Genomic DNA, 15,487 nt, shown 5'->3' on the forward strand with positions numbered 1-15,487 from the left:
ACTTTAAAATAAATAGAAGGATTATTTTGCAATCGGCATATGAGTGCTTATTGCAATTCTGTTCCATGAATTAATCGTGATAATAGCCATGATGATTTGGGCGATTTGGCTTTCATCAAACAATTGTTTTGCTTTTTGAAAAGTTTCTTCTGTTAATCCTTTTTGGCTGATCAAAGTAATTTCTTCTGTCATCGCCAATAAAACCTGTTCTTCTTCAGTATACAGCTCCAAAGCCTCTCTCCACGCGTTCAAAAGGTAAATTCTCTGTGGCGTTTCACCATATTTTACCGCATCTTTCGTGTGCATATCCAGACAGAAAGCACATCCGTTGATTTGCGACGCTCTGATCTTAATTAATTCTTTCTGAGTATGGTTTAATGAAGTCGTCTGAAGGTAACCTTCCAATCCAAACATAGCTTTATATGCAGCTTTATCAATAGCCGCCATATCAAATCTTGCGCTCATAATATTTTATATTTTTAGTTAATTTGTTACGATCTATTATCTATCAGTCTATGATCTATCATCTAAAGAAAAAGAATATTTTTCCTGACTCGCCAATAAAAAGGCTCCCGCACTTCCTACCCAAACTGAATAATCTAAAGGCGCTTTCACTCCTAATGCTATTGTCATCGATAAAGCGAAAATGAGTAATAAAAATCCAGCTCCGTAGGCAGCAATTTTAGTTTTAAATCCTAAAATCAACATCAATGGGATAATAATTTCCAGGAAAGTGGCGACATAAGCTGAAACAGTTCCTAAACTTTCAGGAAGGAAAAAAGTTAATTGTTTTGTATATTTTTCAAAATTCTCCCAGTTTCCCCACGCAGAATTTTCACCCCAAAATCCGAACCGGTCAGCAACTGCGGAAAGCATCGTTACCGAAATGGCGAGTCTTAAAAATAACTGCGAAAATAGAACCTTTTTGTCTGTCATGATACTGGCTTTTAATTACATGACAAAGTTCTGAATTATAAATCGTAAAAATCTTAAACTGGTTTAAGAACGTAATTTCGCTCGGATTTCACTTAAATATTCCGGAGTAAATCCTAAAAAAGAAGCAATTAAATATTGAGGAATGCGTTGAATAAACCACGGATACAGTGTACTGAAATGTACGTACAACTCCTCTCTCGTCATTTCATACAAATAACGGATCCGTCTTTCTGAAGCCGCATAAGCCCTTTGATAAATCATTCTGAAATATCGTTCCATCACAGGATGCTTTCTCAACAATTCTTCCTGAGTTGACAAATCAATCTCCAAAACAATAGATTTTTCAACTGCCTGAATGCAAAAATCAGATTTAAATTGCCTTTCATAAGCAAAAGTATCGGTGATCCACCAATTTTCGATGGCAAATTCCGTAGTTTGCTCAGTTCCTTTTTCATTGACAAAAAACTTTCTCAGGCAACCTTTCACAACAAAATACATAGATTTACAAATTTCGCCATCTACCATAAAATTATGTTTCTTTTTAACTTCTACCACTCGAAAAAAAGTTAGAATTGAAGCAAACTCTTCGTCATTAATGCTAATAAACTTGTCCAGATGCGCTTTGAAAGATTCCATTATTTTTGAAAATTGTATAACCAAACTTAACTTTATTTTTTTAGTTTTACAATGACAAAACAGTACATCATGGAAATTGTAGCCAAAATTCTTATCGCCGTTGTAGCCATCGAACATCTTTATATTCTCTGGATGGAAATGTTTGCGTGGGAAACCAAAGGGAAAGAAGTTTTCAAAGCAGCTTTACCTGCGGAAATGTTCAAACCGACTAAAGGTTTGGCTGCTAATCAGGGGCTTTATAATGGCTTTTTGTCCGCCGGATTGATCTGGTCTTTCTTCATTGAAGATCCGAAATGGCAAACCAATATTGCCCTATTCTTCTTAGGTTGCGTTGCCGTTGCCGGAATTTATGGTGCTGTTTCTGCCACTAAAAAGATATTTTTTGTTCAGGCGCTTCCCGCTATTTTAGCAATTATTGCCGTTTTGCTGAAATAATTTAGATTTCATTTTACTCAATATAGTTTAATTAAAATCGAAGTTAGAAATGCTTATTATTCTCATTTCTAAAGAATAATATTTTTTATAGCAAAGATTATGTTTCATATCTCGTGTTATTTTAGAAGGCAAAGGCAAATAAAATTTGCTTCGCAAAGCGTAAAATAAAACTTCATCAAATCAACTTGTTGATTCTTCTTTGCTCACTCAGGTTATATATAATAAAAATTAAACTTTGTGTTAAAAATTGAGTAGTGATTTTCATAGCTTTCAAATCAAATTCAAACATAATCCATATTTTTTTTTACAAATTTTCTTGATTTTTGATTAAAATTAACATCAAAATCCTGTTTATCATTAACCACTGATATTCAGGAATTTATAGCCTTAAAAATTCATTTAATATTAAATTCGTAAATTTGCATCGCTAATAAAAAATGAGAGCATTGCTTTTTACTATTGGCCTGCATTTTGATAAAATGTAGAAATTCAAGTTGTTCAGTACAAATACCTGTTTAATTATCTTTATTGGTAATTTATTTTTGAAAATCTATTTAAAAGACTTTCTTTTTTCATGATACGCTCTTCTTCAAGAGTAAAATCTGTATGAAATATAAATGTCGCATCAGACTTCTGGTCTTTTGCCGATTTTTATTTTTCATATATGATTTTTAATTAAAACTCAATACAGGACGGTACTTTTCGACATTGTATAAGAATATAGATTATACGTTTAATCTGTATTTTAAATTATTTGTAAATTGAAGTCAATCACATGCAAAAAAACTCTGATATGGATAAAATTGAAAATAACAGAAAAGTAAAACTGAAAGTCGAAGATCTCACGATTATTTTCGGTAAACAAAAAGAGAAAGCAATGGAACTTCTCGATAAAGGCTTTTCTAAAAAAGAAATCCTTGAAAAAACAGGTTGTACCGTCGGAATCAACAAAGCCAATTTTGAAATCTATGAAGGCGAATTCTTCGTCATCATGGGACTTTCGGGAAGTGGAAAATCTACGTTATTACGTTGCCTAAACCGATTAAACGAACCTACTTCGGGAAAAGTTTATATTAACGACGATAATATCACCGATAAAAACAACAAAGACCTGCTGGAAGTAAGAAGAACAGAAATGAGTATGGTTTTCCAGAAATTCGGACTCCTTCCCCATCACACCGTTTTAAGCAATGCTGCTTTCGGACTGGAAATTCGTGGTGAAGATAAAGCTTCACGCGAAGAAAAAGCACAGAAGGCCTTGGATATTGTCGGACTCAATGGTTTTGAAAATCAGTACCCTTCTCAACTTTCTGGTGGAATGCAGCAAAGAGTAGGTTTGGCAAGAGCTTTGGCTAATGATCCTGAAGTTCTGTTGATGGACGAAGCCTTTTCAGCACTCGACCCATTGATAAAATCTGAAATGCAGGATCAGATGCTCGAACTGCAGGATACGCTGCAAAAAACTATTGTTTTTATCACCCATGATTTGGATGAAGCCATCAAAATCGGCGATCGAATCGTTATTATGAAAGATGGAGTCATTGAGCAAATTGGTACCGCGGAAGATATTTTAACCAATCCGGCAAGTGATTATGTGAAAGCTTTCGTGGAAAAAGTAGATCGTAAAACGATTATCACCGCCAAATCTTTAATGTTTGATAAACCAACGGTTGTACGTTTCAGAAAAGACGGTCCCGAAGGTGCTTTGAGAAAAATGAGAGCAACAGGTCTGGAAACTTTACCCGTTGTTAATTTTCAGAATAAATTTCTCGGCTTTGTAACCCTCGGCGATATTATGATGATTGCCCGAAGGAAAGAACCTACCGTAGAATCAGTGATTAACAGTAATGTTCCTTCTGTACTTAAAGATGCCACCGTTGAAGAAATGCTGCCATTGATTTCTGGAAGTAAATCTGCGATTGCCGTTGTAGACGAAAACAATAAATTCCTGGGCTTGGTAACGCAATTATCTTTGGTGATAGAAGCCACAAAGTTTAACGAAGAAGAAATTATTGAATTAAAAGAAATCGCAAACAACCAATAAGATGAATAAAATTATAGATATAGGCCAATATGTAGCAACCGCAATCAATTGGCTCACAGAACACGGAAAACCTGTATTTGATGTTATAAAAAACGTAGGAAACTCTTCTATTTTAGGAATAGAGTGGGTTTTGGTAAACACTCCTTTTTATGTTATAATTCTACTTTTTACCTTACTTGCCTTATGGAAAGCCGGAAAAGGAACCGCTATAATGACGGCCGCCGGACTTACTCTAATCTTTTTAATGGGATTTTGGAAAGAAACCATGGAAACCTTGGCGCTTATTTTTGTATCAACACTTACCGCACTGATATTGTCCGTTCCGTTGGGAATCTGGGCCGCAAAAAATAAATTTGCCGCGAAAATTATTCGTCCGATGCTTGATTTAATGCAAACCATGCCTGCATTCGTTTATCTGATTCCTGCCGTATTATTTTTCAGTATCGGTAAAGTTCCGGGAGCATTTGCCACAATTATTTTTGCAATGCCACCCGCCGTTCGTTTAACGACATTAGGAATTGATGCCGTTCCGAAAGATATTGTGGAAGCGGCAAGAGCATTTGGAGCTACCAACCGACAAATTTTATTTAAAGTAGAACTTCCTTTAGCCACAAAAACTATTTTGGCCGGAGTCAATCAAACCATATTATTATCATTATCTATGGTGGTAATCGCCGGAATGATCGCCGCAGGAGGGTTGGGTGAAAAAGTATTGGAAGGAATTAATAATCTGGATATCGGATTAGGGTTTGAAAGTGGTTTATCTGTCGTGATCCTAGCCATTATTCTCGATCGAATTACTCAAGGATTTGTAAAGAAAAAACAATAATATGAAGAAAATAAAATACCTGATATTGGCTTTATTGATCGCTGTTTTAGGATTATTTAATTCATGTGAAAAATTAAAAAATTCTAAATATATCACCATCGGAATGGTAGACGGCTGGGCAGAAGATGTAGCCATGACGCACGTTGCCAAAGCTATTTTGGATGAACAGGGTTATCATGTGATCATTCAGAAAGCATCAACAGATATGATCTTAGCTTCGATGAATAATGAAGATACCGATCTTTTTATGGGTGTGTGGCTCCCGTTTACGCATGCCGCAAAAGTGGCGAAGTTTCCTGAATTAAAACCTTTGGGAACCAATTATAATGGTGGAAAAATAGGTTTGGTGGTTCCTGATTATGTTCCGATACAGTCTATTGAAGAACTGAATGCATATAAAGATCAATTCAGACACCGAATTATAGGAATTGAAAAAGGAGCCGGAATGACATCCGCAACCGATAAAGTTATTATCGATTATAAACTGGATTATCAACAGATCAACTCTTCTACCATCGCAATGATCACCGAGCTTCAGAATGCCATTAAACGTAAAGAATGGATTGTAGTCGCCGGATGGCAGCCGCATTGGATGTTTGGAAAGATGAAACTTAAATTTCTGGAAGACCCGAAAAAAACATACGGTGAAGCTGAACAAATTAAAACCTACAGCCGAAAAAGTTTTGGTAAAGATCATCCTGAATTAGCAGCTTTCTTTTCTAAAGTGCATTTTGACGACGCTACGATGACCGATCTTTTAACCAAAATGGAGGACAGTAAAGATAAAGAAGCCACCGCTAAAAAATGGGTGGAAGATCATCCTCAACTTATAAAAGACTGGTTGAATAAAAAGTAATTTATCGAAGAAGATTATTTATAAAATTTCTCTCGCAGATTGGGCTGATAGCGCAGATGATTGCACCTAAAGGATCTGCGTGATCTGCAAAATCTGCGAGAGATTTTATTTTTAAATCAAAAAACTAATCATCAGGAACCCATCGAATCTTTAATTTTTTCTCTGTGAATCAAGCCCCAATTCACCAAAGTTTCGGTGACAGGAAAAACAGATTTTCCATATTCCGTCACGGCATACGTAACCGTAATTGGTTTTGTATCCTGAATCGTTCTTGTAATTAAAAGATTCATTTCTAATTCTTTCAGCTCTTTACTCAACATTTTTGCGGAAATCCCCTCAATGCCACGCTGCAATTTTTTAAAATGAATTTGCTGATCGGTTCTGTTGGTTAAATATCTTAAGATCATCAGTTTCCACTTTCCGCCTAAAACATCCAGACTGTCGCGCATCGCAAACAATTCTTCGGTACAGGTTGCCGATCTTTCCACGCCATTTTCAATAATATTTGCCATGATAGTTACTTTAAAGTTATTAGTTACCAATAGTTAACTAGTAGCAAATATAAACTATTCACGAATTATTTTTGTTTCCTAAATTTTAATACATGAATACAATCCCCAGAAGAATTATCACCGGAATAAAAGACGGAAAATCGGTTATCGTTGAAGATGAAATCGTAAAAAATGCGGTAGAACATTTCCCGAATCTTATCATTTCTGATGTCTGGAACACCCAGCAAATGCCTGCAAGTTTAGATCTTGAAAGCCAGATTCCTAATACAGGATTTCCACAAACTCCGAAAAACGGAACGTATTTCAGATATGTTTCTATTCCGCCTGATAAAGATTTAGGACTAGAAGTGAAAACCGGAGAACCTCATCCGATGATGCACAAAACGCAGACGCTGGATTATATCATTATTCTTTCCGGAGAATTATATCTGATCATGGAAGAAGGCGAAACGCTGTTGAAACCAGGAGATATTGTGATTCAGAGAGGAACGAATCATGCGTGGAGCAACCGTTCAGATGAACCTTGCATTCAATTAGCAGTTTTAATTGATGGTGAAAAATAATATTCTCGCAGATTCGGCCGATTGTGCAGATCATCCTTCCTAAAAAATCTGTGTGATCTGCAAAATCTGCGAGCACTAATGATTTAAAATATCACTCAGCTTTTCCTTCAAATCTTTTGCTTTAAACTGTCCTTCTTGATAATTAATTAAGTTTTGATTTTCATCTAAAATAATCCACAACGGATAAACAGGCTGATTTTTATTTTTTGATAAAGCCAAAGTCAATTCGTGAATTCCTGAATTTCCGTTAGAAAGATAATTGAATTCTTTTCCCTGAAAATGGATTTTATCTTTCGTTTTTTCAGCTTCAAAATTAATAAAGTAAAAATTTTCATCGATGAGTTTAACCAAATCTTTATCCTTATTTAATTGGAAAAACTCAATCTTACAAATCGAACACCAGCTTGTATATAAATGAATAATGATCGGTTTAGGATTTTCTTTTTGCTGAATCTCCAAATCCGAAAAAGTGCCTGTTTTTATCTGTGAAAGACAAAAACCTGGCACTAACATTAAAAATAAAAATATTGTTACAATTTTCATTTTGTATCATTTTTTCTACCACAAAAGATTTTCGAAACCTTTTTCTAATCATTTCTTTTTCTATCTTTTACTTTAAATTATTATTTCAAAGTATATCTAACTCCCATAAATCCTCGGATTTTCTGCATCGGAGCATATCCGTAAGCCGTATCAAAAGTATAATGATTCGGATTATTGATCGGGTCATCAACATGTTTATCAAACGGATCAAACGGTCGCATCAGAGGATCTTTCGGTGTAAAATTGAACAGGTTTTTTATTCCGCAATACACTTCAAATCCTGATTTGAAACTCTTTGAAACCTGGATATTAGCCAAAGTATAAAAAGGAGAATATTCCGGTCGGAAATCATTCTCTAAAACCGGCAAACGCATCGGCCCGTAAAATTGTCCTGTAAAGTCTATCGTTAAATTATTCTTGAATTTGTATGTCAGATTGTATGTTCCACTCCATTTCGGCGCGTGAAGTTGTTGAACTTTACCTTCTTCCCCATCAAATTTCTGATAAACATCCAGATAAGTAACGCCTAAATTGATATTTAACGGAAAACTGAAACTGTAATCAAGATTCAGAGAAGCACCTCTTGAAATCCCGTAGCCATGAAGATTATCGTAAATAATTTTTTGAGGATCTGTATCAAAATCACCGACAATCTTATTACTGAAATAAGTATAAAAAGCAGAAGCATCCAAATTAATCAATCGGTCTCCTGCAGGGATTTTCCAGACATAATTCAAGTTTCCGTTAATCGATCTTTCAGGTTTTAAATTATCTTTAATCACCACATCACGCGAACCTGTCAACGCCGCATGATCTTCAGTAAATAAATTCACCACACGAAAACCTGTTCCGAAATTAAACCTCAGCGTATGATAAGGATTCGGGGAAAATTTCCATGCAAAACGAGGTGAATGAACAGCATGATGAATTCTGTCATAATCAAATCTGTAACCGAGCAATAACGTATTTTTCTCGTTAATTTCCCATTGATCCTGAACAAAAGTACCCCAAATCGGGGATTTCATAGGCTCATTGGTCAATCCGTCAGACGATAAAGTTCCAGGCGTGTTGTCATCATAAAAAGTTCTTTTAAGAGTTAAACCTACGATCAAGTCATGACTTCCCAATTTTTTATCCCAATAGGTCTGTGCAAAAGCCACTTTTTGAGTCGCGGTGAAAGGATTGGTTCCATAAAAAGAATTCTGATCATGGAAATTATACGAAAACTGGGTTACAATATTCTCTTTCATAGGCCACTGATAAACCCCGAAAGCCTCTACTCTATTCGTATAAATACTTTCGCCATATACTTCATCGCTTCCGCGGTAGGATTTATTCCATTGCATTTCACCTCCGAAACGGTCTTCATACAGATACCTCAAAGCAAAACTTGCCTGTCGGTTTTCCTTTCGTTTAAAATTCCATTTATTAAAAACTGAGATCCTGTTTTGCAAAGTGGCATCGGTAAAATTATCTTTATTTTCATCAAATCTCTTTTCAAAACTAAAGTAATTTAAACTCAATAAAGATGCTACATTTTTGCCTAAATTAAATTTCGTGGAAAGATCAATATTATTTTCGCTCCAGGTACTGGTCATCACATCAACGCTTAATTTGGGAGCTGTCAAGGCATTTTTAGTGATGATATTAATGACTCCGCCCATCGCTTCGGAACCATAAATTGAAGAAGCCGGACCTTTTACCACTTCAATTCTATCAACCAAACTGTTCGGAATTCCACTTAAACCGTATACCGTAGAAAGTGAACTAACAATAGGCATTCCATCAATTAAAATCATCGTGTAAGGTCCTTCCAATCCGTTAATGTGAATATCTCCCGTATTACAAACCGAACAATTCAGCTGAGGTTTTACCCCATTCACCATCGAAATCGCTTCAAAAATACTCGGAGTCGGATTTTTCTGAAAGAATTTCTGACTGTAAATCTCCACAGCCACAGGACTTTTCGACTTGCTTACAGGTTTTATCGTTCCTGTGATTACCACATCATCAATCAATTTGGTTTTGACTTCCTTCTTGTTTACAGTTTTTACCGAATCCTGTTTTATGGATTGATTTAAACTTAAACTATCCGTTTCCTGAGAAAAACAGTAAGTAGATAAAAAGACAACAGAAAATAATATTCGCTTCATGAAATTAAAATTGTTAGACAAAACTAACAATTATTTTTAGAACGACAAAACTCAATGAAAAAATGTTTTTTATTTGAATTCATCAAAAAATATTAAATTTGAGAGTCAACATATAAAAGTAAAATGAGATATCATCAGTCGGGAAATATCCCACCAAAAAGACATACGATTTTCAAATCTCCTGAAGACAAATTTTACTATGAACAACTTTTCGGAACTGAAGGTTTTCATGGGATTTCTTCTTTATTATATCACATTCACCGTCCGACACAGATAAAATCTATTGGCGAACCAAAGGATGTGACCCCGAAAATCGTTGTTGAAAAGAATGTAACGCCTAGAATGTTTAAGGGAATGAATGTAACTCCCGAAGACGATTTTATGGATAGCCGAAAGTTTTTGATGGTAAACAACGACCTGAAAATGGGATTGTCGAAGCCAAGAAAATCGATGGATTATTTCTACAAAAATGCTGAATGTGACGAACTTTTATACGCGCACAGCGGAAGCGGAATTCTAAAAACTTTTGTGGGGAATTTAGAATTTTCGGTGGGTGATTATTTAATTATTCCAAGAGGAACGATCTATCAGGTGGAATTACATTCTGATGACACGGTTTTCTTCGTGGTAGAAAGTCATTCACCTATTTATACTCCAAAAAGATATAGAAACGAATTCGGACAGTTATTAGAACATTCACCTTTCTGCGAAAGAGATATCATTGCTCCTACTTTTGTGGAGCCAAAAGATGAAAAAGGCGAATTTTTAATTAAAGTAAAAAAAGAAAACCAGATCACAGATTTCATTTATGCAACGCATCCATTCGATGTTGTAGGCTGGGACGGTTACTTTTATCCTTATAAATTCAATATCAAAAACTTCGAACCGATTACGGGAAGAATTCACCAACCGCCACCGGTTCATCAAACTTTTGAGGCACATAATTTTGTGGTTTGTTCGTTCTGTGCAAGAATGTACGATTATCATCCACAAGCCATTCCGGCACCTTACAATCATTCAAATATTGATTCTGATGAAGTTTTATTCTACACAGAAGGTGATTTTATGAGCCGTAACCATATTGATTTGATGGACTTTACGCTTCATCCAGGTGGAATCGTTCACGGACCGCATCCAGGAGCAATGGAAAGAAGTATCGGTAAAAAATTCACTGAAGAATATGCCGTGATGGTTGATCCTTTCCGCCCGTTGAAATTAACGGAAGAAGCTTTGAAAGTAGAAGATCCTTCGTATAAAACTTCTTGGTTGGAAGAATAGAAATGTCAGTTTAATCAACAACGAAAATTTATCATTAAAAATAATAGAAAAGATGCTTTAAATGCTTTATTTAGAGCATCTTTTTCCGTATTTTTGTAACATACGGTTAACATTTAATCATCATTATTTAAATGAAAAAATATGTAGTTAATGATGGTTAAAATTAAATCAAAATTACATGTTAGAAAGAATCAGATTAGAAAGTCTCCGCCAGAAAGTTACGACTGTGGAAGACGCTGTTAAGATTATTAAAGACGGTATGACAGTTGGCTCCAGCGGATTTACAAAAGCGGGCGACAGCAAAGCCATTTTACCCGCGTTGGCAGAAAGAGGTAAAACCGAAGATATCAAGATTACGTTGATGACAGGTGCTTCTCTTGGGCACGGAACCGATGGAAAGTTAGCAGAAGCCAATGTTTTAAAAAAGCGAATGCCTTTTCAGGTAGATCCTATTTTAAGAAACAAGATCAACAATGGTGAAATCCTTTTCATCGATCAGCATTTGAGCGAAAGTGCAGAGCTTCTTCACACCAAAAACCTACAAAGCATAGATGTTGCCGTGATTGAAGCGGCTTATATCGAAAGAGATGGAAGTATTGTTCCAACAACTTCGGTAGGAAATTCGGTGACTTTTGCGGCGATGGCTAAAAAAGTGATTATTGAGATCAATACAGAAGTTCCTGAGGAAGTTTATGGTATTCACGATATTTATCAGGCAGAAGATTATCCTTTCAGAAATGTGATCCCAATTGTGGCTCCGTGGAATAAAATCGGAAGAAAAAGTATTCCTGTAGATCCTCATAAAATTGAGGCGATTGTTTTCACCAACCGTAAAGACAGCCCTGCCGATATTGCAGAACCCGATCAAAAAACCACTGCTATCGCCAAACACCTTCTTGCCTTCTTTGAAAATGAAGTGCAGTTAGGTCGTCTTACCGACAGACTTCTTCCGCTTCAAGCAGGCATCGGAAAAGTAGCTAATGCCGTTCTTACCGGTTTTAAAGACAGTAATTTCTATGATTTGACGATGTTTTCTGAAGTGCTTCAGGACAGCACATTTGATTTAATTGATTCAGGGAAACTGAGTTTTGCTTCTGCATCGTCCATCACCGTTTCTCAGGAATGCTATGAAAGAGTTTTAGGAAATCTTTCAAAATATAAAGAAAAGTTTGTTTTAAGACCTCAAAATATTTCCAATACTCCGGGATTGATCAGAAGATTGGGAGTCATTGCCATCAATACTGCGATAGAATTTGATATTTATGGAAACGTAAATTCAACCCATATCGGAGGAACAAAAATCATGAATGGAATCGGAGGTTCTGGAGATTTCGCAAGAAATGCTTACCTAAGTATTTTTGTGACTCAGGCAGCTTCGAAAGAAAATAATATTTCGCACGTTCTTCCAATGGTTTCCCATACCGATCATACGGAACATGATGTTGATATTTTGGTAACCGATGTTGGTTTGGCTGATTTGAGAGGTTTAGCACCAAGAGAAAGAGCACAGAAAATCATCGATAATTGCGTTCATCCAGAATACCGAGAAGAATTGCAATCGTATTTCGACAGAGCTTGTGAAAGAGGTGGTCATACACCACATTTGCTGGAAGAATCTTTCAGCTGGCATTTAAGATTTTCAGAAACCGGCAGCATGAAAAAACAGGTTGCTTCTGAAGTTTTATAATTAAAAATCAATTGTACGTTGACGATATAAAAGGACTGAGTGTAATGCACTTGGTCCTTTCTCATAATTGAACTGAGAAATTAAAATCTTCGAAAAAGAACTTAAGAACTCATAAGTATTGCGCATCCCGATGATAGAGAAATGTTGGAAAAAGCAGCTTACGAAAGGTTTAAACATTAATTTTTAATCTTTCCGTTTGTGATTTAACGGTATCAGAATTTAGAATTTTGGCAGTATTTTTGATCTATTGCTTCATAAACACAGAAATTGAAGACGATATACAATTCGATAAGAGATGAAGTTATACAACATTCTAAAGTAAAAAATTCGGTTTTGGGAAGAGTAACAGAATGGAAAAGAAGCCATTATATTATTCTTTCATAGATTATTAAGGATGAATTATCTAAAGCTGACGAGCTGAAGGGAGGAAAAAAATTTGAGATTGGAAGTACTATTTCTCACGTTACTTTACAACGATTTTTCGAGAACGATTATCAGGATAAAACCCACAACGATTTACGATTTTTAAAAACCTTAGATAAAATCTGTATTTTTTTAGGCTATAAAGACCTAAACTCTTACATACAATTTGTAAAAGAGAAAAAATTATTTAACGAGCAGGAAAATGATCAAAAATTTTATCAGATGGTTTACGATTATTGTGCTACCGTGTTTGAGTTTTATAAAGAATTTCCGAATCATAAAACTGGGATTTTTAAGAATTTAGTTTTTGATGAATCTCCATTTTTAGAGAGAGTTTCACAATTTAGTAAAGAGCTTTGTGAAAGAGATTTTCATTTGGTGACGAAAAATAACCGCTCTAATTATGAAGTTTTTGATCTTCATTTGGTAACCGATGAGCCGGATAAAAAAATCATAGAATCACAGGAATTCTGGAATTTATTGTTCAAAGTAGGTGAAAGTGACGAGGAACATTTTGTGAATCAATTAAACACTCAGATTTATTTCATCCGAAAAATAAATGGTGAATGGAAAATTTGGGACAATTACAACCCCGATGCGGGAAGATTAAATAAGAAATAAACCCAATATACAAAAGAAAGCCGTGGAAATTCTGCGGCTTTCTGGTTTCGAAATATTTTTTTTCTTGCGTTTTTAGTATTACAAAAGTATACATCTTAAGCATTCTACCATAAACTTAAGAATACTTAAATGAACTTTTCTTGATACTTACTATTTAGCTTTACTAACGATTGTTTGTTTATATTTTTCGTATTTGCCGGAAATTTGTAATTTGCATCCTAGAATAAAAGTAAAAATAGAAAATATGTCAACACTTACATTTGCCGAAAAAATTGCTCAAGCAGAGAATTTTTTACCGATCAACGGTACAGATTATATTGAGTTTTATGTAGGAAATGCAAAACAGGCTGCTCATTATTACAAAACCGCTTTTGGTTTCCAGTCTGTAGCTTATGCAGGGCCTGAAACGGGCGTTAGAGATCGTGCTTCTTATGTTCTTCAACAGGGAAAAATAAGATTGATCCTTACGACTGGTCTTAAATCTGATTCGCCTATCAGCGAGCATGTAAAAAAGCATGGTGATGGAGTGAAAATTTTGGCACTTTGGGTAGACGACGCCTATGCAGCTTTCGAAGAAACTACTAAAAGAGGCGGAAAGCCTTATTTAGAGCCTATAACTCTTACAGATGAGCATGGTGAAGTAAAAATGTCCGGTATTTACACTTACGGAGAAACGGTTCACATGTTTATCGAAAGAAAAAATTATAACGGTGCTTTCATGCCTGGTTACGAAAAATGGGAAAGCGATTATAAGCCTGAAGAAGCTGGTTTATTGTATGTTGACCATTGCGTAGGAAATGTAGACTGGGACAGAATGATCCCAACTGTTGAGTGGTACGAAAAAGTAATGGGATTTGTAAACATCCTATCTTTTGACGACAAACAGATCAACACAGAATACTCTGCTTTGATGTCTAAAGTAATGTCAAACGGAAACGGATATGCAAAATTCCCGATCAATGAGCCTGCAGAAGGTAAAAAGAAATCTCAGGTAGAAGAATATCTTGATTTCTACGAAGGTGAAGGTGTACAGCACATCGCAGTTGCTACAAAAGATATTATCCACACCGTAACTGAATTGAAAAAACGTGGTGTAGAATTCCTATCTGCTCCGCCAGAAGCTTATTATGACATGGTTCCTGAAAGAGTGGGCCATATTGACGAAGATCTTAAGAAACTTCAGGATTTAGGTATACTTATTGATCATGATGAGGAAGGATATTTGTTACAAATCTTTACAAAACCTGTAGAAGACCGCCCTACTCTATTCTTCGAAATCATTGAAAGACACGGCGCTCAAAGTTTTGGGGCAGGTAATTTCAAAGCATTGTTCGAAGCATTAGAAAGAGAGCAAGAGAGAAGAGGAAATCTTTAATTTAAATAAAAATAGTATGTTTTGTCAGGATGATGAGTCTTGACAAAACTTTTTGTATAAAACACAGAATTATGAGAAAATTTTTCGTTGGAATTTTATTTATTGGAGCAACATTAGGTGTAAAAGCACAATACGGTACACTAGATCAAATTCTTACCAGACTTGAAGAAAGAAAAGGGGTAAATCAACATTTGGAAAATGTAAATATAGACGGTAAAAAGTTTGTTTACATAAAAGATGAGGCAGACCATACGGAAAGAGATTTTATTATAATCAAAGGGAATAAAGCTACTTACGTTGAGGTTTTTGATGACAAGGCAACCGGAGAAAGCAGCTCGAATGTATTTTCCGGAGATATTGTAAGAAACAAGAAAAACATCATTTCTCTACGGGCAGATATGCTTGAAAATAAAAAAGTTCCTATTCCGGTTACCAAAACTTTGCTATTGACGCAGCAGGATGATATTTTATATCTGATTGACATCAATACCAGAGCCAGATGGATCGATGAAGCCTCTTATTCAAAGGTGAAAAAATAATCAAATTAAAATTCGGGAACTCAAAAAATCCTGAATTTCATCAATTAAATTCTAAAC

The 15,487-nt window shown here is 35.3% G+C and carries 16 protein-coding genes; 10 read left to right on the plus strand and 6 right to left on the minus strand.

All coding sequences use genetic code 11. From position 1 onward, the window contains the following. Positions 1–21: 21 nt before the first annotated feature. The 3 genes from ABEG63_RS06905 to ABEG63_RS06915 form a co-directional block, all read right to left on the minus strand. Positions 22–465: a carboxymuconolactone decarboxylase family protein gene (locus tag ABEG63_RS06905; protein WP_346583911.1), complete on the minus strand. Its 444-nt coding sequence runs from the start codon at positions 463–465 to the stop codon at positions 22–24. Between the two features lie 48 nt (positions 466–513). Further along, on the minus strand, positions 514–936 hold the full coding sequence (locus ABEG63_RS06910; RefSeq protein WP_346583912.1) for a DoxX family protein: 423 nt from the start codon (positions 934–936) through the stop codon (positions 514–516). A 63-nt stretch (positions 937–999) separates the two neighbouring features. Then, the gene (locus tag ABEG63_RS06915; protein ID WP_346583913.1) at positions 1,000–1,572 is read right to left on the minus strand and encodes a Crp/Fnr family transcriptional regulator; all 573 of its coding nucleotides are present in this window, start codon (positions 1,570–1,572) and stop codon (positions 1,000–1,002) included. A 69-nt stretch (positions 1,573–1,641) separates the two neighbouring features. Here ABEG63_RS06915 and ABEG63_RS06920 point away from each other — a divergent pair, with 69 nt between their 5' ends. The 4 genes from ABEG63_RS06920 to ABEG63_RS06935 all read left to right on the plus strand — a co-directional run bounded on the left by ABEG63_RS06920 (position 1,642) and on the right by ABEG63_RS06935 (position 5,736). Then, complete coding sequence (locus ABEG63_RS06920; RefSeq protein WP_346583914.1) at positions 1,642–2,007, plus strand: DUF1304 domain-containing protein; 366 nt, start codon at positions 1,642–1,644, stop codon at positions 2,005–2,007. A 793-nt stretch (positions 2,008–2,800) separates the two neighbouring features. Next, positions 2,801–4,051, plus strand: coding sequence for a glycine betaine/L-proline ABC transporter ATP-binding protein (locus ABEG63_RS06925; protein WP_346583915.1), 1,251 nt, complete (start codon positions 2,801–2,803; stop codon positions 4,049–4,051). A 1-nt stretch (position 4,052) separates the two neighbouring features. Further along, a complete protein-coding gene (locus ABEG63_RS06930; protein ID WP_346583916.1) occupies positions 4,053–4,880 on the plus strand; it encodes a proline/glycine betaine ABC transporter permease in 828 nt (275 codons plus the stop codon). Position 4,881: 1 nt separating this feature from the next. Next, positions 4,882–5,736 carry a glycine betaine ABC transporter substrate-binding protein gene (locus ABEG63_RS06935; RefSeq protein ID WP_346583917.1) on the plus strand — a complete coding sequence of 285 codons (855 nt, stop codon included), beginning with the start codon at positions 4,882–4,884 and terminating at the stop codon, positions 5,734–5,736. 131 nt (positions 5,737–5,867) lie between these two features. Here the strand turns inward: ABEG63_RS06935 and ABEG63_RS06940 are convergent, their stop codons facing one another. Further along, complete coding sequence (locus ABEG63_RS06940; protein ID WP_346583918.1) at positions 5,868–6,248, minus strand: helix-turn-helix domain-containing protein; 381 nt, start codon at positions 6,246–6,248, stop codon at positions 5,868–5,870. Positions 6,249–6,340: 92 nt separating this feature from the next. On the opposite strand from ABEG63_RS06940, the gene ABEG63_RS06945 reads away from it, so the two are divergent. Further along, positions 6,341–6,811: a cupin domain-containing protein gene (locus ABEG63_RS06945; RefSeq protein ID WP_346583919.1), complete on the plus strand. Its 471-nt coding sequence runs from the start codon at positions 6,341–6,343 to the stop codon at positions 6,809–6,811. A 75-nt stretch (positions 6,812–6,886) separates the two neighbouring features. On the opposite strand, the gene ABEG63_RS06950 is transcribed toward ABEG63_RS06945, so the two are convergent. Both ABEG63_RS06950 and ABEG63_RS06955 read right to left on the minus strand, forming a co-directional pair. Then, positions 6,887–7,354 (minus strand): thiol:disulfide interchange protein, encoded by a 468-nt coding sequence (locus tag ABEG63_RS06950; protein ID WP_346583920.1) that lies wholly within the window; start codon positions 7,352–7,354, stop codon positions 6,887–6,889. A gap of 80 nt (positions 7,355–7,434) precedes the next feature. After that, entirely contained in the window at positions 7,435–9,507 is a 2,073-nt protein-coding gene (locus ABEG63_RS06955) for a TonB-dependent receptor (RefSeq protein ID WP_346583921.1), read from the minus strand. 123 nt (positions 9,508–9,630) lie between these two features. Here ABEG63_RS06955 and ABEG63_RS06960 point away from each other — a divergent pair, with 123 nt between their 5' ends. The 5 genes from ABEG63_RS06960 (at position 9,631) to ABEG63_RS06980 (ending at position 15,430) form a co-directional block, all read left to right on the plus strand. Beyond that, the gene (locus tag ABEG63_RS06960) at positions 9,631–10,785 is read left to right on the plus strand and encodes a homogentisate 1,2-dioxygenase (protein WP_312389880.1); all 1,155 of its coding nucleotides are present in this window, start codon (positions 9,631–9,633) and stop codon (positions 10,783–10,785) included. 178 nt (positions 10,786–10,963) lie between these two features. Further along, the gene (locus ABEG63_RS06965) at positions 10,964–12,472 is read left to right on the plus strand and encodes a succinate CoA transferase (protein WP_346583922.1); all 1,509 of its coding nucleotides are present in this window, start codon (positions 10,964–10,966) and stop codon (positions 12,470–12,472) included. A 645-nt stretch (positions 12,473–13,117) separates the two neighbouring features. After that, positions 13,118–13,516: a hypothetical protein gene (locus ABEG63_RS06970; RefSeq protein WP_346583923.1), complete on the plus strand. Its 399-nt coding sequence runs from the start codon at positions 13,118–13,120 to the stop codon at positions 13,514–13,516. Positions 13,517–13,760: 244 nt separating this feature from the next. Continuing rightward, positions 13,761–14,891 carry a 4-hydroxyphenylpyruvate dioxygenase gene (gene hppD / locus ABEG63_RS06975; RefSeq protein WP_312389874.1) on the plus strand — a complete coding sequence of 377 codons (1,131 nt, stop codon included), beginning with the start codon at positions 13,761–13,763 and terminating at the stop codon, positions 14,889–14,891. A gap of 71 nt (positions 14,892–14,962) precedes the next feature. Further along, a complete protein-coding gene (locus tag ABEG63_RS06980; protein ID WP_312389872.1) occupies positions 14,963–15,430 on the plus strand; it encodes a hypothetical protein in 468 nt (155 codons plus the stop codon). Positions 15,431–15,487: the final 57 nt, after the last annotated feature.

Origin of the sequence: Chryseobacterium sp. C39-AII1 (assembly GCF_039672645.1) — a bacterium.
Classification (GTDB): Bacteria; Bacteroidota; Bacteroidia; order Flavobacteriales; family Weeksellaceae; genus Chryseobacterium.

What these genes read in the sequence shown, in the direction of transcription:
- ABEG63_RS06915 (WP_346583913.1), bottom strand. Translation starts at nt 1,572, where the DNA reads ATGGAATCTTTCAAAGCGCATCTGGACAAGTTTATTAGCATTAATGAC.
- ABEG63_RS06910 (WP_346583912.1), bottom strand. Translation starts at nt 936, where the DNA reads ATGACAGACAAAAAGGTTCTATTTTCGCAGTTATTTTTAAGACTCGCC.
- ABEG63_RS06945 (WP_346583919.1), top strand. Translation starts at nt 6,341, where the DNA reads ATGAATACAATCCCCAGAAGAATTATCACCGGAATAAAAGACGGAAAA.
- ABEG63_RS06925 (WP_346583915.1), top strand. Translation starts at nt 2,801, where the DNA reads ATGGATAAAATTGAAAATAACAGAAAAGTAAAACTGAAAGTCGAAGAT.
- ABEG63_RS06960 (WP_312389880.1), top strand. Translation starts at nt 9,631, where the DNA reads ATGAGATATCATCAGTCGGGAAATATCCCACCAAAAAGACATACGATT.
- ABEG63_RS06930 (WP_346583916.1), top strand. Translation starts at nt 4,053, where the DNA reads ATGAATAAAATTATAGATATAGGCCAATATGTAGCAACCGCAATCAAT.
- ABEG63_RS06905 (WP_346583911.1), bottom strand. Translation starts at nt 465, where the DNA reads ATGAGCGCAAGATTTGATATGGCGGCTATTGATAAAGCTGCATATAAA.
- ABEG63_RS06965 (WP_346583922.1), top strand. Translation starts at nt 10,964, where the DNA reads ATGTTAGAAAGAATCAGATTAGAAAGTCTCCGCCAGAAAGTTACGACT.
- ABEG63_RS06940 (WP_346583918.1), bottom strand. Translation starts at nt 6,248, where the DNA reads ATGGCAAATATTATTGAAAATGGCGTGGAAAGATCGGCAACCTGTACC.
- ABEG63_RS06980 (WP_312389872.1), top strand. Translation starts at nt 14,963, where the DNA reads ATGAGAAAATTTTTCGTTGGAATTTTATTTATTGGAGCAACATTAGGT.
- ABEG63_RS06935 (WP_346583917.1), top strand. Translation starts at nt 4,882, where the DNA reads ATGAAGAAAATAAAATACCTGATATTGGCTTTATTGATCGCTGTTTTA.
- ABEG63_RS06950 (WP_346583920.1), bottom strand. Translation starts at nt 7,354, where the DNA reads ATGAAAATTGTAACAATATTTTTATTTTTAATGTTAGTGCCAGGTTTT.
- hppD (WP_312389874.1), top strand. Translation starts at nt 13,761, where the DNA reads ATGTCAACACTTACATTTGCCGAAAAAATTGCTCAAGCAGAGAATTTT.
- ABEG63_RS06955 (WP_346583921.1), bottom strand. Translation starts at nt 9,507, where the DNA reads ATGAAGCGAATATTATTTTCTGTTGTCTTTTTATCTACTTACTGTTTT.
- ABEG63_RS06920 (WP_346583914.1), top strand. Translation starts at nt 1,642, where the DNA reads ATGGAAATTGTAGCCAAAATTCTTATCGCCGTTGTAGCCATCGAACAT.
- ABEG63_RS06970 (WP_346583923.1), top strand. Translation starts at nt 13,118, where the DNA reads ATGGTTTACGATTATTGTGCTACCGTGTTTGAGTTTTATAAAGAATTT.